Source organism: Pseudomonas sp. (genome assembly GCF_030698175.1).
Lineage (GTDB): Bacteria > Pseudomonadota > Gammaproteobacteria > Pseudomonadales > Pseudomonadaceae > Aquipseudomonas.
On sequence record NZ_JAUYNT010000010.1, the window covers coordinates 125058 to 150296 of the forward strand.

At 60.7% G+C, this 25239-nt stretch carries 18 protein-coding genes; 6 read left to right on the forward strand and 12 right to left on the reverse strand.

The window, feature by feature from the left end:
* Positions 1 to 124 precede the first annotated feature (124 nt).
* Together Q8R10_RS04975 and Q8R10_RS04980 are read right to left on the reverse strand one after the other, a co-directional pair.
* On the reverse strand, positions 125 to 1510 hold the full coding sequence (locus tag Q8R10_RS04975; protein ID WP_305651583.1) for a DUF3999 domain-containing protein: 1386 nt from the start codon (positions 1508 to 1510) through the stop codon (positions 125 to 127).
* Positions 1507 to 5127, reverse strand: a complete 3621-nt coding sequence (locus Q8R10_RS04980) for a DUF2339 domain-containing protein (RefSeq protein WP_305651585.1) — start codon at positions 5125 to 5127, stop codon at positions 1507 to 1509. The genes Q8R10_RS04975 and Q8R10_RS04980 overlap by 4 nt, the downstream gene beginning before the upstream one ends.
* 279 nt (positions 5128 to 5406) lie before the next feature.
* On the opposite strand from Q8R10_RS04980, the gene Q8R10_RS04985 reads away from it, so the two are divergent.
* The gene (locus Q8R10_RS04985) at positions 5407 to 5802 is read left to right on the forward strand and encodes a YkgJ family cysteine cluster protein (RefSeq protein ID WP_305651587.1); all 396 of its coding nucleotides are present in this window, start codon (positions 5407 to 5409) and stop codon (positions 5800 to 5802) included.
* Positions 5803 to 5888: 86 nt separating this feature from the next.
* Here Q8R10_RS04985 and cptA read toward each other — a convergent pair whose 3' ends face one another.
* The 3 genes from cptA to thiI form a co-directional block, all read right to left on the reverse strand.
* Positions 5889 to 7643, reverse strand: coding sequence for a phosphoethanolamine transferase CptA (cptA, locus tag Q8R10_RS04990; protein ID WP_305651589.1), 1755 nt, complete (start codon positions 7641 to 7643; stop codon positions 5889 to 5891).
* A 218-nt stretch (positions 7644 to 7861) separates the two neighbouring features.
* The gene (gene typA, locus Q8R10_RS04995) at positions 7862 to 9682 is read right to left on the reverse strand and encodes a translational GTPase TypA (RefSeq protein WP_305651591.1); all 1821 of its coding nucleotides are present in this window, start codon (positions 9680 to 9682) and stop codon (positions 7862 to 7864) included.
* 133 nt (positions 9683 to 9815) lie between these two features.
* Positions 9816 to 11270, reverse strand: a complete 1455-nt coding sequence (thiI, locus tag Q8R10_RS05000; protein ID WP_305651593.1) for a tRNA uracil 4-sulfurtransferase ThiI — start codon at positions 11268 to 11270, stop codon at positions 9816 to 9818.
* Between the two features lie 332 nt (positions 11271 to 11602).
* Between thiI and glnA the strand changes: the two genes are divergently transcribed.
* From glnA to ntrC, 5 genes are all read left to right on the forward strand, one after another.
* The gene (gene glnA, locus Q8R10_RS05005; RefSeq protein ID WP_305651595.1) at positions 11603 to 13009 is read left to right on the forward strand and encodes a glutamate--ammonia ligase; all 1407 of its coding nucleotides are present in this window, start codon (positions 11603 to 11605) and stop codon (positions 13007 to 13009) included.
* A gap of 375 nt (positions 13010 to 13384) precedes the next feature.
* Positions 13385 to 13966, forward strand: coding sequence for a DUF4124 domain-containing protein (locus Q8R10_RS05010; RefSeq protein WP_305651597.1), 582 nt, complete (start codon positions 13385 to 13387; stop codon positions 13964 to 13966).
* Between the two features lie 3 nt (positions 13967 to 13969).
* Complete coding sequence (locus tag Q8R10_RS05015; protein ID WP_305651599.1) at positions 13970 to 14587, forward strand: DUF4124 domain-containing protein; 618 nt, start codon at positions 13970 to 13972, stop codon at positions 14585 to 14587.
* A gap of 201 nt (positions 14588 to 14788) precedes the next feature.
* Positions 14789 to 15874 (forward strand): nitrogen regulation protein NR(II), encoded by a 1086-nt coding sequence (glnL, locus tag Q8R10_RS05020; RefSeq protein ID WP_305651601.1) that lies wholly within the window; start codon positions 14789 to 14791, stop codon positions 15872 to 15874.
* A complete protein-coding gene (gene ntrC / locus Q8R10_RS05025) occupies positions 15871 to 17301 on the forward strand; it encodes a nitrogen regulation protein NR(I) (RefSeq protein WP_305651603.1) in 1431 nt (476 codons plus the stop codon). Before glnL ends, ntrC begins: the two co-directional genes overlap by 4 nt.
* A gap of 317 nt (positions 17302 to 17618) precedes the next feature.
* On the opposite strand, the gene Q8R10_RS05030 is transcribed toward ntrC, so the two are convergent.
* The 7 genes from Q8R10_RS05030 to Q8R10_RS05060 form a co-directional block, all read right to left on the reverse strand.
* Entirely contained in the window at positions 17619 to 21812 is a 4194-nt protein-coding gene (locus tag Q8R10_RS05030; protein WP_305651605.1) for a DUF6701 domain-containing protein, read from the reverse strand.
* 35 nt (positions 21813 to 21847) lie between these two features.
* Entirely contained in the window at positions 21848 to 22306 is a 459-nt protein-coding gene (locus Q8R10_RS05035) for a hypothetical protein (protein ID WP_305651607.1), read from the reverse strand.
* Positions 22307 to 22310: 4 nt separating this feature from the next.
* Positions 22311 to 23210 (reverse strand): type II secretion system protein J, encoded by a 900-nt coding sequence (locus Q8R10_RS05040; protein ID WP_305651608.1) that lies wholly within the window; start codon positions 23208 to 23210, stop codon positions 22311 to 22313.
* 89 nt (positions 23211 to 23299) lie between these two features.
* Complete coding sequence (locus tag Q8R10_RS05045; RefSeq protein ID WP_305651609.1) at positions 23300 to 23812, reverse strand: prepilin-type N-terminal cleavage/methylation domain-containing protein; 513 nt, start codon at positions 23810 to 23812, stop codon at positions 23300 to 23302.
* A complete protein-coding gene (locus tag Q8R10_RS05050) occupies positions 23809 to 24249 on the reverse strand; it encodes a Tfp pilus assembly protein FimT/FimU (RefSeq protein ID WP_305651610.1) in 441 nt (146 codons plus the stop codon). Before Q8R10_RS05050 ends, Q8R10_RS05045 begins: the two co-directional genes overlap by 4 nt.
* A complete protein-coding gene (locus Q8R10_RS05055; RefSeq protein ID WP_305651612.1) occupies positions 24246 to 24701 on the reverse strand; it encodes a Tfp pilus assembly protein FimT/FimU in 456 nt (151 codons plus the stop codon). Before Q8R10_RS05055 ends, Q8R10_RS05050 begins: the two co-directional genes overlap by 4 nt.
* A 27-nt stretch (positions 24702 to 24728) precedes the next feature.
* Positions 24729 to 25226 (reverse strand): type II secretion system protein, encoded by a 498-nt coding sequence (locus Q8R10_RS05060; RefSeq protein WP_305651613.1) that lies wholly within the window; start codon positions 25224 to 25226, stop codon positions 24729 to 24731.
* Positions 25227 to 25239 lie beyond the last annotated feature (13 nt).

Here is a 25239-nt window from a genome sequence, read left to right on the forward strand (position 1 = left end):
CTTTGGCCGCCGTCCTAGCGCTACCGGCTGATTAGAGATTGATCTAGACACAGGCCATCCTGACCGCAAAACACTTAACTTAACTAAGCAGCGTAAAGCGCTGCCGTTACCGTTTGAGCATAATTCAAGGCTTGGCCGGTGCCGCCCGTAGCAGACTCAGCGCCATCAGCACCAAGAGGCCAACCCCCAGCAGCAACACCGCCCACAACCCCAGACGTTTCCAGTCGGGGCCGCTAGCAGCAACCGGCCCGGCAAGCGCCTCTAGCGGCGTCGAGACGGCTACGGCAACTGTCGCCACACCCAGCGTACTCAGACGCGCCGGCTCATAGCCCGGAATCAAAGTGCTCAGCGGCAAATTGACCGCCTTGGCGCCGGTATTACCAAGCGCCAAGGTATAGGGCGGCGTACCGCGAGCGAGAAACACCAACTCGGTGGCGCGCAGGCCGACTTGCAGCTGCGGCGCCTCGGTGCCCAAACCACCGCCGCGCTGATCGACCACCAACTTGAGTTGCTGCACCGGCGCACCGTACAACTCGATTTGTTCCTGCAGCGACTCCTTGCCCGCCTGCGGCAACCGATACAGCAGGCTGCGGCTGAGCAATTGCCACTGCACCTTGCCATCGCGCCGACCATAGAGCTGCACCGGCGCCAGAGTATTGGCCTGCGGCAGACCGATTTTGATCCGCTCCAGCGGCAACGCCAGAGGCAAGTCCCAGGTATATTCGCCCGCCTTAACGCTGCTCGGCGCCATGGCCGCCGACCACGCCATGGGGGCCGGCAGCGTGTCGCTGGCACTGCTGAACAACTCCGCCGCCGTCAGCGCCGGTGCCTGCTGCGGCGCCAACCAGAGCAGGCGCAAATAACGCGCACGCTCGCCAGGCAAGCTGATGCTGCGTTGCTCCAGTTGCTCATCGGCAAACGACAAGCGGGCGATCTGCCCCTCGCCCCAGCTTTGCCAATGCTGCAGATCATCGCTGGCCTCGATGGAGAAGCGCTGAAAGCCCTCGGCATCGCCGCTCCAATTGAGCTGTAGTTTTTCCAGTGGCGCGTCTATCGCGCTGGCGTCCAGCAGCCAGCCGCGCAGTTGTTCCTCGGCCGGCGCGGCACCGGCGGGTGCCGTCACCTCGACCAAGGTGCCGGTGCTGCTGCGTTGCACACGAATGCCCGACGCATCGAGCGGGGCGTCTTTAGGCCCGCGCAAAGGGAACCATTTGACTGCGGTTTGCTGGATGTTTTCCCGCTGCGAGGCACGCCCCAGAGTCAGCGCATAGGCCTGCGGTTGGCCTTCGGCGTTAAACACTCGGGCATCGCGCAAGTCGGCAAACTGCGCGGCAAGGTGCAGCGCCATGGGCAACTCCAGCCGATACCAGGGTCCCTCGCCACTGAGGGTCAGCGGCGCCTGGGTGCGAAAATCCTCCGGCAGATCCTGCGCCAGCGTAACGGGCGCCAGCAGACTGACTGCCAGGCCCAATGCGACGCTCAAGCGTGCCGCCAAACCCTGCTTATTCATAATTTGACCTGCTCTAATTCGGGCTCCGCCCGCCGTGGCGGTAACGGAGCAAAATAGCCAACGATCAGCAGCAATACGCCGACCCCGATAAAGGAAACGATGCGGGCCAGGCCGCCCTGATTGCCCAGTTCGATAAAGAACAGTTTGGCCACCACCAGCGCAATCAACCCCGCGCCGATTAGCCACAGTTCGCGCCGGCCACGCAGATGACCGACGATCATCAACGGCAGTGCAATCAAGGTCCAGACAATCGACAGCCCGGCTTGCACCAGCATCGAGTCGAGCAGCACCGGCAGCTCATAAGGCACCGCGCCCCAGTGATGGGCCGCGCGAAACACCGCCGCGGTAAACAAAGCAAATAGCGAGGTCCCAGCGATTAGCTGCGCCAACCAATCGGCGCGCTGGCCAGTCCAACCGAACTGCGGCAAGCCGCTGCGCAACCACTGACAGGTGCCGAACAAGGCGAACAGCAGGCCCATCTCCAAGGGATTAATCAGCGGCAAATAGGGCAGCGGTTCGGCGGCGCCATCACTGGCGATATTCGCCAGCCAGAACCAGCCGAGCATCAACACTGCCAGCGGTGCCGCCGCCCATAGCCGGTACTCACGCGGGTAGGCGCGCAGCGGCCAAGGCAGTCGATCCAGAGTCGCCGACGGCTGCGCCATGAGTATGAGATAGGCGCTCGGCAGCAGCGCCCAACCCAACCAGCGCCAGGCGTTGTAGTGCTCGGCCAGCAACGCCAGCAAATAACGCAACTCCAGCGCCAACAGGCCAATCAACAGCCAGCAGCCGAGCACATGCATGGCGCTCAGGGCGTTCTTGGGCAGCAACCCCGGCAATTTGCGCAGCACGCCAAAATGCACGGCAAACAGCAGCAGCCAGGCGAGCCAGCCAAAGTTTGCCGCCGGATGCCACTCGCCGGTCCAGGCCAGGGCCAGCAGCAGCCCGGCCACGGGGATCAGCAAGGTCGACAGGCGCGCCAGCGCACGCCAATCGCAGCGCAGCGCCCAGAGCGCCGACAGACCAACAGTGACGGCCGCTGCCAACAGCAGCAAGCTGGTTTGCAGCGCCGCCGGCGCGAAGCGCAGCACTTCGCTGACCCAGGCCAACGTCCACCAACCCGTGCCCCAGACCAGCAGCAATTGCGACAAGCGCTCCAGGCTCAAACGGCCCAAGTCCCCGGCGGCTTCGCGGCGCACCACCTGGTGCAAGCGCCAAGCGCCAACCAGCGCCGCCACGCCCAGCACCAGCGGCGTCCAGAAGCCGGCATGCGCCAACGGCCGCAAACCTTCGCTGGGCAGCGGCCCGAGCAGCAACGGGCTGGCCAGCAGAAAGGCCGCACCGCCAACCACTTGCAACAGCAAGCCGAAGACAAAACTGGCGCGCTGCTGCAGGTGCAAGCTCAGCCAGATGATCAGCAAACCGCTGCCGCCCCAGACCGCGCTAGCCGTCTGCCAGGGCAACACGAACAACACCGCCAGATTGATAAACACCAGACCCACTAGCAGCACCAGTGACAGCCCACGCAGCAATCGGGCATCACTGCGCACCAGCTGATCGCGCGCCGCGAGCAGCATGCCGCCGATTAGCGCCAAGCCAATCAAGGACGCCGTCATCAGCCCGCGCCAGCCAGCGCTGAACACTCCTGCGCCGGAGCCCGCCGAACCCTCCAATTGCGCCAGGAACACCGCACCACCCAGCAGCTGCACGGCGAATGCGGTGAACAGGAAACTGCGTTCCTGCAGGCGCAAGCCAGCAAACAGCGTCGCCAGACCGGCCAGCGACCAGATGATGGCGGTTGCTTCTGCGCCGAAGCACAGTGGCGCGATCAGGTAGAGGGCCGATAGACCCGTGCAGGCCAGCACCGGCAAGAGCCGGCGCTCCCAGGCAGCCGTGGTCCCCACCGGTGCCTGGCGCAACTGCCAGTAGCTGAACAGCAGAGAGCCGAGCATCAAGGCGCCCAGCGGCGGACCGGCTAAAAGACTCTCCCGGCCATGACTCAGCTCGGTGAAGAAGGCCAAGACCGCCGCCGTTTGTAGCAACAAGGCGAAAATCCGCGCCAAGGGCCGCCGCTGATGCAGGCCCAGCCAGTAGATACCCGCACCCTCCACCGCCCAGGCGGCGGAGGTCCAGCCAGCGTTCAGGCCGAGCGGAATGGCCAGGGTGCCGAACACCACGCCCAAGGCGATACAGGTTTCCACCAGCAGCAAGGCACGATCGGCGGTACGCCCAGCCAACAGCCGTGCCAGCCCCATATAGAACAACCCCAGGGCCAGCGCGCTGAAGGCGGCAGCAAATTCCAGGTGCTGAATGACGGCGTACTGCAAAGCAAAACCAATCAACGGCGGGCCGAACAGAACTGTTCCATCGACATAATCGCCCTGACGCGCCGACCAGCGCAGCAGCTCGTCACGCTCGGCTGGCGCGGCCGCCGCCTCGCGCAACTTGCGCCGGGCGAACAGCAGGCCGATGCCGACATACATCAAGAAAAACAACACCAAGAACGGCTCGGTACTCCACAACAGCTCAGGCTTGTAGGAGCGCAGGCCCCAGGCGAAGCCGATGCCGAAGGTGCCGAGAAAACCAATCAGGTTGAGCAGGCGCCAGGCCTTGAACCAGGCGATGGCGAAGATCCCGGTATTCAGCAAGGCAAAATAGCTGAACAACGCCACATGGTTGCCGGCACCGGTGGAGGTCAGAATCGGTGCGGCAAAACCGCCCAACGCCGCCGCTGCCGCCAAGCCCAGGGCATCCTGCGCCACCGCGAGAATCGCCGAACAGAGGGTGATCACCACCAGCAGACTCAGCGCCTCAGTCGACGACAACAGCGGATGCAAACGCATCGCCGCAAACACCGTCAGGTACAGCACCGCGATGCCGGTGCCTTGCAGCATCAGGCCGTAATTGGCGTTGCGCAGGCGCAGCCACCAGCCCAGCCCAAGCAGTGCCACCGCCGTGGCCGCCACGCCGGCGTAACGCACCTGCACCGGCACCACCATGCCTTCGGTGGCGTAGCGCAGCAAAAAGGCCAAGCCGAGAAACAGCAACAGCACACCGACCCGCAGCACGGTATTGCCGCCAAACAGCCAGTTGCGGGCCAGCGCAAAAGCCCGTTCAAACCAGCTGGGCTCAGCGGGTGTAATTATCCGCGGCGCTGGGCGGGCGGCAGCTGCAGGCGCGACTACAGGCGCGGGCTGACGCGACACCGTCGGCGGTAACTCCCAGACCAGCTCGCTGTCATCCGCCGTCGCATTGACCTGCGGCTGCAGCTCAGGCAACTCCCAGACCAGACCATCATCAACTTCAGCGACGCTGCTGGCCGCTGCGGCAACCTTGACCTCAGCCGGCGCTGGCTGCGGCGCTGTTGGGGCAGCAGCCGAGCCGAGACCCGCCTCGACCTTGAGCAAGCGCTGATGAATGGCGCTGGTGCCCTGCTCGAAGCGCTCGGCAAAGGCCTGCAGCTCCTTGCGCAAGACGCTGTTCTGCCACTCGAGTCCGTGCACCTTGATGGCCTGGCCGATGGCCAAGCCGATCAGCCCGCCAAATATCGCGCCGCTGAGCGACTCGTCGGACGCGGCGCCAAGCACCAAGCCTGCCAGCATGAAGATCCATTGCATGCGCTGAGTTCCAAAATCAATGATTGAGAGAAACACCTGCTTCCCTGCTAAGCGGCTCGGTAGCCCGACTGCCCCTAGCAAAACGGCTTGCGAGTATAGGGCCCGTGCGCTTTTGCTGACAAAGACGAATGCACAGTCTGCGCGTGGCACATAAATAAGCTTTTCTGCCTAATTAACCAACAAACCGGCCAGATGGTCATTCACAAAGTCGCAGACATCGTTATCATCGCGCGCCCAGAATGCTCACATCCCGAGCCGCCAACACAGGTGCACAGCGTCATGAGTAAGTTGTTGATCGTCGGTGCCGACCTGGATCGGACGGATACCTGGATCAAATACGAAAGAACCATGTGCAGCAGCTGCGTTTCCAGCTGCTGCACCATGCCGGTGGAAGTGCGCTTCAACGACCTGCTACGCATTGGCCTGGTGCAAGAGTTCGAGCGCAGCGAGCCGCGCAAGAACATTGCCAAGCGCCTGCAAAAGGAAGGCATAGTCGAACGCTACAACCAGAAGCAGGAAATCTTCACCCTGGTGCGCATGGCCAACAACGACTGCCTGTACCTGGACCGTAAAAGCCGCCTGTGCACCATCTACGAGCTGCGCCCGGAAACCTGCCGCAATCACCCCAAAATCGGCCCACGCCCCGGTTTCTGCGCATTTAAGCCCAAGCTTTAAGCGATTGTCGATTTAACCCCGCAGCACAAAAAAAAGCCCCAACCATTTATTGGCCGGGGCTTTTTGCTTTTAGCTGACCACTAGGCTTACTTCAGCGCCAGCTCCGCAGGTTTGGCCGGAGCCGCGACCTTAGGTTTGATCAAACTAAAGTCGATCAAGGATTTCGGCTGATAGGGGTCACCAATCAGCAGTGGCCGCACTTTGAAGTCGGCGCTCACCAGGCTCTTGCTGCGGTCCAGCTCGGCAAAGCTTAAGCCCGCCAAGTCGGCCCAGGTGTGAATCAGATTGGCGCTGCTATAAGGCCGGCTGAGCTGCGCTGAATAATCGGTCGGGCTGCTCCCTGGGTTAGCGGTCTGCCATTGCGCGGAAGTCCAGAGCATAAAGGGAATGGTGTACATCGGCGCCGTCGGCTTGCCTTCGTTGCGCCCCAGCACGCTGCCCTCGGGCGAGTCGAACACCGCCTCGCCATGGTCGGACAAATACAACAAGAAGCCATTGGGCTTAGTCGCGGCAAACTGCTCGATCAGGCTCGACACCACAAAGTCGTTATAGAGCACCGCATTGTCGTAGCTGTTGTAGGTCGGCAGCTGGTCATCGGTGACCCACTCAGGCACGCCCTGGCGATCAGTAAACTGATCAAACTCCGCCGGATAGCGGTACTTGTAGCTCATGTGCGTGCCAAGCAGGTGAATGATGATCAGCTTGCGCGGCGCCGCCTCGGCCAAGACCTTAGTGAAAGGCGCCAACACATCGCCATCGTACTGGCGGGCATCCTGGTTGAGGTTGTTATTCAGGTAGACCTGCTCATCGGCCTGCTTGGAGAAGGTCGTCAGCATGGTGTTGCGCTTGGTCATGGTCTGCTGATTGGTGATCCAGTAGGTCTTGTAACCGGCCTGTTTCATCATGTTCATGATCGACGGCGTGGTCAGGTAGGCGTCTGGATTTTGCTCATCGGCAAAGGTCAGCACCTGCTGCAACGCCTCGATGGTGTAAGGCCGCGGCGTGACCACGTTATCGAACACCGCCAACTGCTCACGCAACTTATCGAGCTTGGGCGTGGTGGTCCGCGGGTAGCCGTAGAGGCTCATGCGCTGACGGTTGGTCGACTCGCCAAGGACCAACACCAGAGTGCTGGGCAGGCCCGCGTGCTGATCACGCATGTTTTGCAGCGGGGGGATTTTGGCGTTGTCGGCCAGCAGCGACTGCATGTCGTTGAGCTGCTCAAGGTATTTGCGATAACCCACCACCAGCTGCCAGGGCACTGCCGGCTCAACCCGCGCCTCGAACTTCTCGAACGCTTGCGCCAAGGTCGGACGCTTGTGAATTTGCTTGGCCAACGGATAAACCAGCACCCCAACAAACAGCGCCAAACTCAACACCAGGGCTTGCTTGCGGCTAAAGCGCAGCGGCCGCACGCGCTTCCACAGCAGCCAGGCGCCGAGGCTGTAAACCAGGTACACCGGCACCATCCACCAGGCAAAGTACTGAGCGAAGTACTCGCTGCTCTCGGCCATGTTGGATTCGAACATGATAAAAATCACGCTCTGGGAGAACTGCTGGCCATAGATGCAGAAGTAACCCAGGCCGATCAGCGAGCACAGCCACAACACCACGCCGATAGTGCCGGCAATCGCCCGCGCTTTGGCCGGGAACAGCAACACCGGAATCAGCCAGATGGCGCTCATCAGCAAGGCTTGGCGGAAATTCTCAAAACCACTGGTGCCGGTCAGCTGGATCAATAAATGGGTGACGCCGGAGAAGTACCAAAAAAACAGAAACAACCAACCGAGTCCCGCCCAATCCATACCTTGTCGGCCTTGGGCCTGTGCTGCTACTTGCATCTACTCAGTCTCCAACCACTAGCCGGGCGCCCCTCTACAGCAGGTAGACGGGCGCGAAACCCAAATAAAACGGGCAATAAAGCCGGCCATATTAACCGCTTGGATGTGAAAACGTCGTCATTCGCCCGGCCAGCGGCAAATCCACGCGCCACCACAACGAAAAAACCCCCGCCATCGAGGATGGCGGGGGCTTTTTTTAAGCGCTTGTAGCGGGTTACTTACTTAGCGCTTTTCTTGCCGGCGCGAGTACGCTCGCTTTCGCCAAGAATTTTCTTACGCAGACGAATCGACTTCGGCGTCACTTCGCAAAGTTCGTCTTCTTGCACGAACTCCAGAGCTTGCTCCAGGGTGAAACGGATTGGCGGAACCAAAGCAATGGTTTCGTCCTTACCGGAAGCACGCATGTTGTCGAGCTTCTTGCCCTTGGTTGGGTTGATGCCCAGGTCGTTGTCGCGGCTGTTGATGCCGACGATTTGACCTTCATAGACATCTTCACCGTGACCGAGGAACAGCTTGCCACGTGCCTGCAGGGTTTCCAGCGAGTAGGTCAGTGCCTTACCGGTAGCCACCGACACCAGTACGCCGTTCTGACGGCCGGACATGTCGCCGGACTTCATCGGAGCGTAACGGTCGAAGATGCTGGTCAGAATGCCGCCACCGCAGGTGATGGTCAGGAACTCGTTACGGAAACCGATCAAGCCACGGGCCGGGATGTTGTACTCAAGGCGCACACGGCCCTTGCCATCCGGAACCATGTTGGTCAGGTCGCCTTTACGCAGACCCATCTGCTCCATCAGTGCGCCTTGGTAGGCTTCTGGCAGGTCGATGGTGACGTTTTCGAACGGTTCGTGCTTAACGCCATCAACCATACGAATGATCACTTCCGGACGACCAACACCCATTTCGAAGCCTTCGCGACGCATGGTTTCGATCAGTACCGACAAGTGCAACTCGCCACGGCCAGACACCTTGAACTTGTCAGCGGTGTCGCCTTCTTCAACGCGCAAAGCCACGTTGAACAGCAGCTCTTTGTCCAGACGCTCACGGATGTTACGGCTGGTGACGAACTTGCCTTCTTTACCGCAGAACGGCGAGTCATTCACCTGGAAGGTCATGCTCACGGTTGGCTCATCAACCGACAGTGGCTTCATAGCTTCGACGTTCAGCGGGTCGCACAGGGTGTCGGAGATGAACAGCTCATCAAAGCCGCTGATGCAGACGATGTCGCCGGCTGCAGCTTCTTCAACGTCGATGCGGTGCAGACCGTGGTGACCCATCAGTTTGAGGATACGACCGTTGCGGCGCTTGCCGTTAACGTCGATAGCCACTACCTGGGTGTTCGGCTTAACGCGACCACGGGCGATCCGGCCAACGCCGATAACACCGAGGAAACTGTTGTAGTCCAGTGCCGAGATTTGCATCTGGAACGGACCATCACGGTCAACTTGCGGCGCTGGAACGTGGTCAACAATGGCCTGATACAGCGGGGTCATGTCTTCAGCCATCTCGGCGTGATCCAGACCGGCAATACCGTTCAGAGCCGAGGCGTAAATGACTTTGAAGTCCAACTGCTCTTCGGTCGCGCCGAGGTTGTCGAACAGATCGAAGATTTGATCCAGAACCCAATCCGGACGTGCGCCCGGACGGTCAACCTTGTTGATCACCACGATCGGACGCAGGCCAGCCTGGAAGGCCTTCTGGGTCACGAAACGGGTCTGCGGCATAGGGCCGTCTTGGGCGTCAACCAGCAGCAGCACCGAGTCAACCATCGACATCACACGCTCAACTTCACCGCCGAAGTCGGCGTGGCCTGGGGTGTCAACGATGTTGATGTGGTAGCCGTTCCAGTTGATGGCGGTGTTCTTCGCCAGAATGGTAATGCCGCGCTCTTTTTCCTGGTCGTTGCTGTCCATCACGCGCTCATCGTTGAGCTCGTTACGCTCAAGAGTGCCGGACTGGCGCAGGAGTTTGTCTACCAGGGTGGTCTTACCGTGGTCAACGTGAGCAATGATGGCGATGTTACGTAGATTTTCGATCACTTGTGTATCTCGATCAGAGGATTCGGTGTGCCGCCTAGTTTAGGCCGCATTTAGCAAAGAGTCTTATGCAACTGTGACAACGGGTCGGTCAGGAGGGCGATGGCGGATGCTGCCACCATTCAGTCCTGGGATTTTATGCCGGACGATAAACGCGCACATTGGCATGCCCCTCGCTCAGCAAGTGGTGGGCATGCAGGCGGCTCATCACCCCCTTATCGCAATACAGCAGGTACTGGCGCCCGGCATCCAGCTCCTTGAAGCGGCTGTTCAAAGCAAAGAACGGCAGCGTTTGAACTTCGATCTCACCCAGTTGCAGCGGCGCATCTTCCTGGGCATCGGGGTGACGGATATCCAGCACGATTTGGCCAGGCAGCGCCTCGGCGACTTCTTCGACCTGAATATCTTCGCCCAATTCATCAATGACTCGATCAATCGACACCAGCCGGGCATTGGCCAGGGCGCGCTCCAGCACCGCCATGTCGATTTGTTCTTCTTCGTACACCACCCGCGGCAACTTGGCGCGCGTGGTCGGGCCGACCGAAATCACCCCGCAATATTCCGGCATGTGCTTGGCGAACTCGGCGGTGCCGATCTCGGTGGCGGTATCGATAATATCTTGCTTGTGGCTGGCGATTAACGGGCGCAGAACCAGTTTGTCGGTCACCGCATCAATCACCGATAAATTGGTCAGGGTCTGGCTCGACACTTGGGAAATTGCCTCGCCGGTCACCAGCGCATCGATTTCTAAGCGATCAGCAATCGAACTGGCGGCGCGCAGCATCATGCGCTTAAGGACCACGCCCATATGGGCGTTATCAACTTTGCCGAGGATTTCGCCGAGCACCTCTTCAAAAGGCACGCTGACAAACAACACCCGATGAGAGCTGCCGTATTTGGCCCACAGGTAATGTGCCACTTCCATCACGCCCAACTCATGGGCGCGACCACCCAAATTGAAGAAGCAGAAGTGGCTGAGCAGGCCGCGGCGCATCATCTGATAGGCCGCCACCGTCGAGTCGAAACCGCCCGACATCAGCACCAGGGTTTGCTCCACCGAGCCCAGCGGAAAACCGCCAAGGCCGTTGTGCTGATGGTGAATGACGAACAAACGCTGGTCGCGAATCTCCATGCGCACCAGCACCTCTGGCGCCTTCAATTCAATCCCCGCAGCCCCGCACTGCTGGCGCAACTGGCTGCCAACATAACGCTCGACTTCCATCGAGGTGAAGCTGTGCTTGCCGCCACGTTTGCAGCGCACGGCAAAAATTTTGCCCGGCAGCAGGTCGGCGTAATGGGTCTTGCACTTGGCCACGATATCGTCGAGATCGCCCAGCGGGTACTCGTTCACTTCCAGGAAGTGCGTGATGCCCGGCGTACAACACAGGCGCTCAATCATCGCTGCCAGGGTCTTCGGCTCGCTCACCTGGGTTTGCAACTCAAGATTGTCCCATTCGCCGCTCACCGCCACAGCCGGATCCAGGTCACGCAAAACCGAGCGAATATTCTTCGCTAACTGGCGGATGAACTGCTTGCGCACCGGCCGGCTTTTAATGGTGATTTCTGGAAAGACTTTTACGATAAGTTTCATGGCGGTAGCGCGTGGCAAGGCGACCAAAAAAGAGGGGCGCGGATTATAGCGGAAATCGCTCAAGCTTTAACCAATTATATGCACGACACCCAGAAACGCTCTTTATTGGTGCGTCGTGGCGCGTGGCGCACCAATAAAGAGCGCCTAATTGTTCGCAATCCGCCCAAGGACATTCTACAACTCAGCTTTTGGGCGTTTTCCCCCAGTAAAAAAGCACTGGCATATATATTGCTCCCTTGTGAGAGAGGCTGCCTTGTGGCGTATTATCGCCCCCGGCACCAAACGTATTCGCGGGCTCACTGAATTCAGCCCTCATTCACCTGGAGGACACCATGTCGAAGGCGCTTCAATTAATCAAAGATCACGACGTGAAGTGGGTTGACCTGCGCTTCACCGACACCAAGGGCAAGCAACATCACGTGACCATGCCGGCTCGCGACGCCTTCGAAGAAGACTTCTTTGAAGTTGGCAAGATGTTCGACGGCTCCTCCATTCATGGCTGGAAAGGCATCGAAGCCTCCGACATGATTCTGCTGCCTGTCGACAGCACTGCAGTGATCGATCCGTTCACTGAAGACCCAACGCTGATTCTGGTCTGCAACATCATCGAACCGACCACCATGCAGGGCTATGATCGCGACCCGCGCTCGATCGCCACCCGCGCCGAGGAATACCTGAAGACCACCGGTATCGGCGACACCGTATTCGTGGGCCCAGAGCCTGAGTTCTTCATCTTCGACGAAGTGAAGTTCAAGTCCGACATCTCCGGCTCGATGTTCAAGATTTTCTCCGAGCAGGCTTCGTGGAACACCGACGCCGACATCGAAGGCGGCAACAAGGGCCACCGCCCTTGCGTTAAAGGTGGCTACTTCCCAGTTCCGCCATGCGACCACGACCACGAAATCCGTACTGCCATGTGCAACGCCATGGAAGAAATGGGTCTGGTTATCGAAGTTCACCACCACGAAGTGGCGACTGCTGGTCAGAACGAAATCGGCGTGAAGTTCAACACCTTGGTTGCCAAGGCTGATGAAGTTCAAACCCTCAAGTACTGCGTGCATAACGTTGCTGATGCCTACGGCAAAACCGCAACCTTTATGCCTAAGCCACTCTACGGCGACAACGGCTCGGGCATGCACGTGCACATGTCGATCGCTAAAGACGGCAAGAACACCTTCGCTGGCGAAGGCTATGCCGGCCTGTCCGACACCGCCCTGTACTTCATCGGCGGCATCATCAAGCACGGTAAGGCCCTGAACGGCTTCACCAACCCGGCAACCAACTCCTACAAGCGTTTGGTTCCAGGCTTCGAAGCTCCAGTAATGCTGGCTTACTCGGCACGTAACCGTTCGGCTTCGATCCGCATTCCATACGTTTCCAGCCCACGCGGCCGTCGTATCGAAGCACGCTTCCCGGATCCAGCGGCTAACCCGTACCTGTGCTTCGCGGCACTGTTGATGGCTGGCCTGGACGGCATCCAGAACAAGATCCACCCAGGCGACGCAGCCGACAAAAACCTTTACGACCTGCCACCAGAAGAAGCCAAGTTGATCCCGCAAGTGTGCGGCAGCTTGAAAGAAGCCCTGGAAGAGCTGGATAAAGGCCGTGCGTTCCTGACTAAGGGCGGCGTATTCAGCGACGACTTCATCGATGCTTACATCGAGCTGAAGAGCGCCGAAGAAATCCAAGTGCGCACCTTCGTGCACCCACTGGAATATGACCTGTACTACAGCGTCTAAACCAGTCGTAGCTATTTAGGTAGCTGCCTAGAGGCCTCCTTCGGGAGGCCTTTTTTGTGGGCGCTGTACTCGTTACGTGTTGCGCCAATTGCAGCTTTTGTAGGATGGGTTGAGCTTGGCGATACCCATCAATCATCCAACGGCAATCAGTCCAGTCATCCCCCGTACGCAGCAGCGGACGCGAGCCCATGGACTTCGCACGCCACGTGGTGATGGGTATCGCTGCGCCCAACCGCATCCTACGGTCTGCCTGCAACAGACAGCTGGGACATAGCCTTTTTTATAGGCGCAGAGCACAGCGCTAAAGCGCAAAACTTGCCAGTTGCCACCAGCAGTGCAAGGCTTAGGCACCTAAGCCCATTCGGGAGATCAGCCATGCGCCCTTTACTTGCTTGCCTGCTATTGGCCTTGAGCCTGCCAGCAGCGGCCGAGATTTATAGCTACACCGATGCCAACGGCAATAAAGTATTCACCAACGAGCCACCACAAGGCAGCAATGCCGAGCTCGTGCAGCTGCCACCCACCAACAGCGTGGCAGCGCAGCCGACAACCACCAACAACAATGCCACTCCAAATTCCAGCAGCACGGATGCACCCTTCTCGGTGCTGCAACTGACTAATCTGCCCACCGACGAGGCCATGCGCGCCAACAACGGCACCTTCAGCGTCGGCGTTAACAGCGTGCCCCACCTCGCCGCCAGCCAACAAGTGCAGCTAGTCCTCGACGGCCAACCCTATGGCGCGGTGAGCAGCAATCCCCCGCTGCAACTGAGCAACATCGAGCGCGGCGACCATACGCTCGCCGTGCAGGTGCTTAGCGGCGGCCGCGTCGTGCAACAGAGCGACGCCGTGACCTTTAGCGTACAGCGAGTCAATACCAGCAGCCCAGCGTTGCGCCCTAAACCTGTCCCGCCGCCCACGCCAAAACCAAAGCCAACACCAAAGCCAGCGGGCTAAATCATGCGTCTGATTCTGTTTTGCTTACTTCTGATCGGTCTACCCGTTGCCGCCGAGGTTTATACCTATACCGATGCCGACGGCAATCGGGTGTTTACCGACCAGCCCAAACCCGGCAATGCCAAGCGCCTGCAGATGGCGCCGACCAACTCCATGGGCCAGCCCAACGCCTCGCGCGCGCCGGCGGCCTTGGTGGAAACACCGATCAAGCCGCCGGACTACCAGATGCTGCGGATCTTGGTACCCGAGCCCGACGCGGTGATTAACGACGGCACCGGCGACATAGTGGTCAGCGCCAGCAGCGATCCCGCCTTGCTGCCCACCCACAACTATCGCCTGATTGTCGATGGCCAGCCGAGCGCCGAACCCGGTCGCAGCCCGGTCTTCCCGGTGCAGGGCCTGGGCCGTGGCACCCATCAATTGGCGGTGGAGATTCTGGACGCCGAAGGCCGCATGCTGGAGCGCACCCCCAGCCAGCCGCTGCATATCCGCCTTACCTCGCTGGATCAAAAGCGCAAAGCCAGGCCCTGCAAGAGACGTGACTACGGCGTGCGTCCAGAGTGCCCGCTAAAAGACAAACCACCGGCCAAGCCGGACATTCCCTTCGTGCCCTTCATCTAGCAGCCTGCCGCCGCAAGCGCACCGCATTGGTGCGCAAGCCTGCTACCCTGCCTAGACAGTCCCCATTTTGGTTCGCCGCGCCCTGCCTGCCTGCGCTAACCAGGCCTATTCACTCTCACTGCAGGCCGGTTGCGGGCATTTAGTGGGCGTTGGTTTGCTTCTTGCATTTTGCCTCGCATACCTGGGATCGCAGAGCCTTATATGACCATTGATGACGCACTGCACCGCTTACTGCTGGACAACCTGACCACTGCAACCATTTTGCTGAATGCCGACCTGTGCCTTGAGTACATGAATCCGGCGGCGGAGATGTTGCTGGCCGTCAGCGCCCTGCGTAACCACGGCCAATTTATCAGCGAGCTGTTTACCGAGTCGCCGGCGGCGCTGAGTTCGCTGCGCCAAGCCGTGCAGAACGCCCATCCCTTCACCAAACGTGAGGCGGTGCTCACCGCGCTGACTGGGCAAACCCTGACCGTCGACTACGCCGTCACCCCCATTCTGCATCGCGGCGCCACGGTGCTGCTGCTGGAGGTGCACCCACGCGACCGGCTGCTGCGCATCAGCAAAGAAGAAGCGCAGCTGTCCAAGCAAGAGTCGACCAAGATGCTGGTGCGCGGCCTCGCCCATGAGATCAAAAACCCCCTGGGCGGCATTCGCGGCGCCGCACAGTTACTGGCCCGCGAACTGCCCAGCGAAGAGTTAAAGGACTACACCAACGTCATCATCGAAGAAGCCGACCGCCTGCGTAATCTGGTCGACCGCATGCTCGGTTCCAACAAGCTACCGTCGCTGGCCATGACCAACGTGCATGAAGTGCTGGAGCGCGTCTGCAGCCTGGTGGCCGCCGAAAGCCAAGGCTGCATCACTTTGGTGCGCGACTACGACCCAAGCATCCCGGACCTATTGATTGACCGCGAGCAAATGATCCAGGCGGTGCTCAATATCGTGCGTAACGCCATGCAGGCGATTGGCATCCACAACGAGCTGCGGCTCGGGCGCATCACCCTGCGCACCCGCACCTTGCGCCAGTTCACCATCGGCCAACAACGCCATCGGCTGGTCACCAAGGTCGAGATTATCGACAACGGCCCAGGGATTCCGGCCGAGCTGCAAGACACCATTTTCTATCCCATGGTCAGCGGGCGTGCCGACGGCACCGGCCTGGGTCTGGCCATCACCCAAAACATTATCAGCCAGCACCAAGGGCTGATCGAGTGCGAGAGCCATCCCGGCCACACCGTATTCTCGATTTTCCTGCCGCTGGAACAAGGAGTTGTGTCGTCATGAGTCGCACTGAAACCGTCTGGATCGTCGACGACGACCGTTCCATCCGCTGGGTGTTGGAAAAAGCCCTGCAACAAGAAGGCATGACCACCGTCAGCTTCGAAAACGCCGACAGCGTGCTGACTCGTCTGGGCCGCGAACAACCGGACGTGATCATCTCCGACATCCGCATGCCCGGCAGCAGCGGCCTCGACCTGCTGGCCAAGCTGCGCGAGCTGTATCCGCGTTTGCCGGTGATCATCATGACCGCCCACTCAGACCTGGACAGCGCCGTCGCCTCCTACCAAGGCGGCGCCTTCGAATACCTGCCCAAGCCGTTCGACATTGACGAGGCGGTGTCCCTGGTCAAGCGCGCCTTCCAGCACGCCCAAGAACAGCAAGGCATTCTACAAGCGCCGGCAGAAGTCGCCCGCACCCCAGAGATCATCGGCGAAGCGCCGGCCATGCAAGAGGTGTTTCGCGCCATCGGCCGGCTGTCCCACTCCAATATCACTGTGCTGATTAATGGCGAGTCCGGCACCGGCAAAGAGCTGGTCGCCCACGCCCTGCACCGTCACAGCCCGCGCGCCGCCTCGCCGTTTATTGCGCTGAACATGGCCGCCATTCCGAAAGACCTGATGGAATCCGAGCTGTTCGGCCATGAGAAAGGCGCCTTCACCGGCGCGGTCAACCTGCGCCGTGGCCGCTTCGAGCAAGCCGACGGCGGCACCTTGTTTCTCGATGAAATTGGCGACATGCCGGCCGACACCCAAACCCGTTTGCTGCGCGTTTTGGCCGACAGCGAATTTTACCGGGTCGGCGGCCACACCCCGGTCAAGGTCAATGTGCGGATCATCGCCGCCACTCACCAGAATCTGGAAACCCTGGTGCAGGAAGGCAAGTTTCGTGAAGACTTGTTCCACCGCCTCAACGTGATCCGCATCCATATCCCACGCTTGTCTGACCGCCGTGAAGACATCCCGACTCTGGCCCGGCACTTCTTGAGCAGCGCCGCCCTGGAACTGGCCGTCGAGCCCAAGCTGCTGAAAAACGAAACCGAGACCTTCCTGCAGAACCTGCCGTGGCCCGGCAACGTGCGCCAGCTGGAGAACACCTGCCGCTGGATCACCGTGATGGCCTCGGGGCGCGAAGTGCATGTCGACGACCTGCCGCCGGAGCTACTGACCCAACCCCAGGACAACTCACCGGTCAGCAACTGGGAACAGGCCCTGCGCCAATGGGCCGATCAATCCCTGGCACGCGGCCAGAGCAACCTGCTCGACAGCGCCGTGCCAACCTTCGAGCGGATCATGATCGAGACCGCCCTCAAACACACCGCTGGCCGGCGCCGCGACGCCGCCCTGCTGCTGGGCTGGGGCCGCAACACCCTGACCCGCAAGATCAAAGAGCTGGGCATGAAGGTTGACGGCGATGATGGAGAAGACGAATAAGGCCTGAAGCCAACCCCGCAGCACCCAACGGCCCCCAATCGGGGCCGTTGGCGCATCCAGCGCCCCAATGCGGCGCCAAGCGCGCCCTCAGCAACCCCACGCAGCAGCCGCTGCAGCGCTACAAGCGCCTATTTATGCGGCCTCGCAGCCCATAACGCGAAAAACTGAAAACTGGCACAGCCCCTGCAATAGGTCTGATAACTCCAGTTTTGGGGGCCCTGGTACAGGCAGGCCAGGGAATCCCCTCTTTTACCCCCCCAACCAAAAGGCCACCCGACAGGATGGCCTTTTGGTTTATCGGTCATCCATCAACCTGGCTAGCGATACAGTTCCCGGCGGAAGATCAGCGGCGTAGCGCCTTTGTAGATACCGAAGGTCGCCAGACCGCTGGCGGGTTCCAGCGAGCCATTGCCATCCCAGTCGAACTGCAACCAGGTCGGCGTGGTGTAGGTCAGGCGCACACTGCCATCGTTACCCACGCCCGGCGCGGAGAGCAGATAGCCACCCGCCAGACTGCTGCCCGCCTGCACATTGACTGGCGGAGCAGCCACCAGGCCTGCCGCATTCAGGTAGCTCAAGGCGGTTTCACCGGCAGCCAACTGCCCTTGATAACCACCCAAGCCGGCCGGATCAAACGCGGTGCAGCTGTCCAGCGGGTTCGCCACATAGCCGCTGCCATTGAAGTAACCCGCCGTAAACGGCAGCCGCAAAGCCTGCAGCTCCGAGCCGTGGGCATTGCCGATATGCGCCTGACCGAGGCGAAAATCCAAAGCGGCGGTTTGCGTCGAGGTGCCAGTCACACCATCGCTGTCGCTTGCAGTGGCCATCAGACTGACCAGATAGGCATCCCGTGGGGCGTTGAATTGATAGGTTGCAGCGCCGCTCAGGGTAATGGCTGAAACGCCGCCGTCGAACGACAGCGTGTTGTCGATCAGCGCCACGCCATCCACTGCCGCAACCGGAGTTGCCGGCAATACCGGCGGGGCACCAACATAATCAGCGATGCTGGCGGTGCCACCCTGCAGGCGCGCGTAGCTGGCCAAATCCTTGTCGTAGTTGCTGGTAATGCCTCCCGTGGCGTTAAGGGCGGTGACACTGCCCGCGAATAGGAAGGGCTGGCCAATCTTGACCAGATTCGGATCGGCATCGTTCAGACCGGCATAAGTCGAGGCGCCGGCCGCACAAGCCGGGGCGTACTGACTGATTTGCACGTCGAAATGGTCTGGAGTGAAGCGCCCAACTGCCGCACTGCTGCTACTGGCCAGCGCCAAGCCCTGATAGGTCGTGAGCGCACTGCCGAGGGTGAACTGAAAGCGCCCCACCTCGCTCACCGCCTGACTGATGGTGACATCCGCAGCCGTCGAGAAGTCCACTGCGCCAACCGCCAAAACCCCGTTGGCGCCACCATCGAGCATGCTCGCACTCAGCGGCAGGTTGCCGCTGGTCTGGCGGAAATTAGCGGTATCGAGGTTGTCGCACAGCTCCGTATCACTCTCCCCATCGGCCCAAGCCTTGGCCCGCAACCGCATAGGGAACACCAGGCCGGCCTTCTGGTACACCGTGCAGGCCGAGTTAGCGCAGGCCGGCAGCGCCGTCGTCGGCGCGCTCAGCGGCGTCAGCGCCTCCACACAAAAGCCGGCCGGGCTGCTGATAAACGGGTCGCTGCCGATCATCACCAGCCCATTTTCATCGCCACTGGTCGGTGCGTAACGGGCATTCAGGGTCATCAGTCCGGCATCGTCATAACGCACGTTCAGCGGTGCGCTGGCCGCGGCGTCAAAGTCCAGCGCCACATTGGTCAGGGCTGCCGTGACGGCTGTGCCATTGACCACCACCGGCTGCGTTCCAGTGTTTGGGCTGACGTAGGCCGAGCTGAACTGCACGGTGCGCGCGCCGCTGGGAAAGCCCGGCACGCAGGCTTGCGTGGCATCATTTTTTTTGACCGCACGGATACTGCCAGTGGTGAGTTTGGCCGCCAGCATGTCGGGCACAGTGACGATAAACCCGCTGTCGGCGAATGGCACCGTACAACTGCTCGACAAGGCGCCGCCTGACGAACAAAGCGTCTGACTAAAAGGCTTCAGGCTCGGCGTAGAACCGCTGACCCCAAGGGTCACGGTGCTGGCGGTATTGTTGCGCAATTGCAGGGTTTTACTGCCACCGCTAAAGGTCTGACTGTTGCCACCCACCCAGCCGCTCGGGGTTAAATTAACCGTTACGCTGCCGGTGTAGGGCGTTGCACAACTGGCATCCAGGCACGCCCGAACCAACACATCCAATGGATTGCAGGTCAGCGCGTTGCCGGCATGCACCAACTCAAAATGGTCGATCTGCTGCTCAATCGGATTAATCTGCGAGGCGCACACCTGCAGATCATCCAACTCATGGGTATTGGTAGAGCCGCCAGATGAGCCGGTAAACGACAGGTAAAAATTCGCCGGTAACGGCGCCTGCCCGGCGGCCGCGGCCACGTTAAGCCCACCGAGCCCACTGAGAGCCACAAAGCCGGCGCCGCTATCGCGCTCGACCGTGACCAGTGCGCTGCCCGACACCCGCCCGTCCATGGTAATTCTATAGGTGTGCCCAGGCCCGGCAGTACTGCCGGCCACATCAATACCGGGGCTCAGGTTGGCCGCAGTGCCGGCGATATAGCTGTAGCCAGAGGTGCGCGAAGGGGCACCGGAACCGCGCAACGCCACCGAATCTAGCCGCCGACCGGGGCCATTGGCGGTGGCGCCACCCCCTTCGGTGGAGAAGTTACCGTACTCATCGACCCCCACCCCCAGCCAGCCGCCAGCAAAGCCTGGAGTGGTGACGGTACCGCGCGTGCCGTAACCCAAGGGCCCGCCATAGCTGCCGGCTTGGGGGGTAACGCTGGCGTCCGAGAGCACCACGGCCACACCGTCGGCCCCGCTGCCGTTGTAGGCGTAATGCTTAAACTGCATCTGCACATAGTTGCCCGCGGCGGGAAATAAGCGCTGCAGCGTACTGGAGGTGGCGACGTTATTGCTGCTGTTCGTCAGGCGCATGCGGTCGCTGACGATTACCGGCACGCCGAACGAGCCGCCGCTGGTCGTGACCGCCCAATCAGCGCCCAGACCAGACCGATTGAAGTTATCGTTGACGCACTGCAGCGCCAGCGGACAACTGTGCCGCGCCTGAACCAAGGCGCTGATCTGCGCGGTACTCAAGGCCACAGCATAAATACGCAGTTCATCCAGCGCGCCATTGAAATAGCGCCCGGCAAAGCCCTGGTCATTACCCAACTGCAAAGGATCGGTGTTGGCCACGGGCGTGCCGCTGAAGCTGGCACTGCCCGCCAGCGCGCCATTGATATAGATGCGTTGATCGCCTGGGGCGTAGCGGATCAGCACATGGCTCCACTGCCCCACCGGCACGCTGGCAGTGCTATCGAGCTGATTAGTGCCCCCGGCGGTGGTTTGCCACCACCAGTTGATCTTGCCGTCTGGCTTAAGGTGAAACTCGTAGTTCTCGTCTTTCGACAAAATCGTCATCAAGCCGCTGGCCGGCAAACTACTGGGCTTAACCCACAGCCCGATACTGAAGCTGCCCTGCAGGTCCAGCAGAGCGTTATCGGCATGCTGCACATACTGCTGACTGCTACTGGTAAAGCCGCCATAGCGACAGGTGCCATCGCCATTCACCGTCGGCAATGCCGGTGCCGTATTGCTGGTTTGCGCGGTGTTGACCACAGTGCCAGCCAGGCCATTGCCCGAAGCATCCAGCACCTCGCCGGCGGCACCGGTCCAAGTCGCTTCGTCGAGGCTCCAGCTCAATACCGGCAGCACACTGGGCGCAAGCACCACAGTCGCCGCCAGCCAAGCAGCGCTGCTGCCGCCGGCAGTGGCAGTGGCATCACCGGACTGCCCCACGGCGGTCTGGATAGCACTGGACGCGCTCGCGGCGACACCGTTGGGGACTGCGCCCGTGGCCGGGCTGTAGTGCTGGGTGGCCGGGCCGCTGAGCGTATTGTTGCCACGCCCAAAAGCGAAATAGCGCACCGCCAGGCTGTTGGCAGTGGTGACGTTGGCCGCCAACGCCGTCAGCGTCGAACTCGAACCATTGTTGCCTTGGCTATGGGCGATAGGCGTGGCACCCGTAGTGTCCACCCCGCGCAACACCAACAAGCCACCACTGGCACGCGCACTGGCGAAGCTAAAGCTGTAGCTCCCCGCCTCGCTAGCGCCGGCAATTCGATAGAACAGTTGCTGAGTGACACCCGTGCCAGTGTCGAACCAGAACGAACTCCAACCACTGGGCGCGGTGATGGTGGCGCCACTGGCACCCACAACAAGCTGCGCCAGCAGTACGTCGCCGCTTTGACTGCCGGGGTTGCTCAGGCTCAGGCTGCTAACCGCCGAGCTAACGCCATTCCCGACCGAGCTACTGGCCGCTACGCTGATGGCCGCAATGGCGGCGGGTGCGGCGCCCAGAGCCAGCCACAGGCCCAACAGCAGACGTATAAATGCAGTTAAACGACCACTGGTCATCGCTTGCTCCCGTACTTGCCGCCGCGCTGAGTCATTCAATTCTCCACCGTCGCACTCAAGCTGCGATAGGCGTAATCGGGACGGTTACCGGGTACGCCGTTTTGCGCGGTGGCGGTTAGCCTGTAGATGCAGCGCGGATTACCATCCTCAAGATAAGACGCCAGCGTAAAGCTCACGACTACCAGGTTATTAAACTCCGCCAGATTCGAGCCTGCCTCCATGGTTAGTGCAGTGTTGGCCGGAGCGGCCGGACATGGGGCAGTAACAACCCGCGCGGGAACTGCCACGCGGCTAATGCCCCAATCCAACCCGGCGCGGGCCGCTTGATAAGCCCGTGCCTGCTGAATGGCCAGGCTGTTGGTGCCGTGCTGATTACCGGCCAGGCGCATCATCGCCAGCACCACCATGGCGATAATGATCATTACAAACATCGCCGCCACCAGGGCAAAGCCGGTTTGCCGGGGCGCGCGTTGGCGCGAAAGATCAGGGCGCATGCGTTTAAGGTGCATTGTCGACGTGCACTTGCTGGAACAGCTCAATGCTTTCGCCCTCCAAGGTCAGTGTCAGGCCCAGGGTTACCAGCCCGGCGCGTTGGCTGCTGCCGGGCTGGTAGCTCATGCTGCAGCCAGTCACATTATTGGCCTGTACCGCCCCAGCGCCAGAAAACCACGGGGCGCCCGAGTCGGTGCGGGTAAAACGCAGCAACTGCCCACCAGTGCAGCGATAGCCAAGAATCTGATCAGCCAGATAAAACCGCCGCTGCGGCGAGGCATAGGCGAAGCTGAAGCTGCCAGCCGGCGGCGTTAGCGTCAGCAAGGTTTCCCCCGCTGGAGCGCCGCCGGCTATAGCGAAGCCAGTGCCATCCGGGGTGATAACGCCGGGATTGGCCGGCGCCCAAACATTCGAGCCGGGCAACGGAGCACCGCCGCCCTCAGCACCGATGTTGTAAACCACCAACCAACGCGCACCGGCCACCAGCAGGCCAGGATCGAGCACCTGAAAGCTGTTGCAACTACCGTCCACTGTGCTGCTGTTACAGGTCCCGGCAGCGCCGCTAGTAAATCTCAGCCCATCTCCACCGAGACGATTGGGCCGGTAGCGCCCCGCGTCCAGCACATTGAACATCTCGATGGTGGTACCTCCGGCGTTCAAGTGCACCGAATTAGGCACCGCCAAGCGAATATCGCGGGCCATGCGATTCAAGGCGCCAGCGGCCAGATCGACCAACTCGGCGCGACGGCTCTGGGCAATAAAACCCTCGAGCGGCCGCGACAAGGCGCTGGAGATCATCACCGCCACCGCGCCGGCCAGGGCGATTACCATCACCAGTTCGATCAGGGTAAAGCCGCGTTGCAGCCGAGGTACAGGTAGGGTGGGCGTAGGGTGGGAAACCCGCACAGCGGTTTCCCACCGGCCAAGACGCGAGCCAAGGCGGTGGAAAAGGCCTGCGGCCGTTTTACACCCTACGCATTCGATTAGCCTGCGCATCAGCGCGTCCGGTAGCCGCCAAGGACTAAGTCCTGGCCGGCGGGGTCGGTTACCGTGACTTGGATATAGAACACATCGGCGCTCGGCAGTAGGTTCCAGGTCGGCGCTGGCGGTGACGCCACGGTCACCCTCACGCCATAGCCGGCCAGCGCCGCTATGGCCAGACCGCTGGCAGCCACCGCCCCGACATCGACCAGCCCACGGTAATCGCAGACATCATCAAACAGCGCACGGTTAGCGGGAATCGCCTGACAGGCGAGCTGCGTGCTTGGGTCGAGAAACGCCTGCAGCTCGATCTCCTCCAGATAGGCCTCGGCAATCGACAGGCTTTGCTGGCGCAACATCGGGTCGGCCGAACGGCCGGTAATCGAGGCCATCGCCGAATACAGCGCCGCCGAGGCGATGCCGATAATGACGATGGCGATAACTAACTCAATCAGGGTCATGCCGCGCTGACGCGTGCTGGCGCCAGCCCGTAGGATGGGTTGAGCGCAGCGATACCCATCACTCATTGCACCAACCCGGTTTCGGCAGCCACGTTGAGGGTGAAGCCGCCAATGCTGGCGCTCGCCGCAGCGGCAGGCCGCCCCAGCGAGTCAAACACCAACGGAAAATTATTGGCCGGTAACACGATGCCAGCCGGCACCGCCCCGGCATAGGGCGTCTGGCCATCTGGACCGATGACCTCAAGCACGTAAGCGCCACCGTTACAGTTGGCGGCCTGGCGCAGCTGATAACCCGCGTTACTCAGACTTACCTGGGTCAAGCAACCACTGGCCAACGCCAGCTTTTGTGCATAACGCACCGCACCGATGCTTTCCTCGAAGAACATCCGCTCATCGAACACCTGCCGCTCAAAAAAACGCGGCCCCACCACGGCGGCGAGGATGCCGGTGATGACAATCACCATTATCAGCTCGACCATGGTGAAGCCGCGCTGGTGTATCACGGATCACAGCCACCATCAGCGTTCTGACCGGTAATAGCCGCAACGACGCCAACAACACCTGGGCCTGTCGGCTCGGTATAGGTGAACGAGCATGCACCAAGCGTGACCGTCGCCACTCCAGCAGCATCCGTAACGACAAAGTCGCCTTCAAACTGTGCAGCAGCCCCAACTGCGGCGGCGGTACCAGCCATGTAACCTTCCACCGTAGCCACGCTAACACCACCCTCGACATTGACATTCCCGGCCCCGACGGCCTGATTACGCGCCAGAGCGGTCGAGTGCACAATTCCGTTAGCAGAGAGCAACGCGCCACGAGCACCGTCGAGACTAGCCATACGCGCATCGCCACTTAAATCCGCAAACCTCGGCACTGCAAACGCCGCCAAAATCCCAATAATCACAATCACCATAATCAGCTCGATCAGGGTAAAACCGCTTTGTTGATTTTTCATCATTATTTCCTCTAACTGCTTTGAAAATTATGGGTTGTATACGGTTGTAACTGCGCCGGTGCTGGAGTCGTAGACAATTGTGTCGTTCGGCACGCCGGTAGCAGAGGGGTCTCTCTGGTAGGTGTAGGTGCACACTTGGCCGACGATGGTCGCTAAATAATCACTGCCGGCGGCCGTCGCCACTGTTGGCGCAGAGCCTTGCAGCACGCTAGTCCATACGCCTACGCAGTCCAACGCAGCGCCCGTCCCCAGCGGCCATCCCGAGGCATTCACATCAACCAGACCATCACCAAAGCCGGTGACATCCGTATTGGGCGTGGTGTCCGAGCCATTACGATTGACCTCCCACTGCGAACGCACCAGCAACACGGCGGATGCCAAGGCCCCGCCAGCGCCTTTAACCGCCGACTCGTGGGCGTCCTTGGTAACGTTAATAAAGCGTGGCAACGCCACCGCAGCCAGGATGCCGAGGATGACGATCACCACCACCAATTCGATCAGGGTAAAACCTTTACTGCGTTGCATAAATGCCACTCCA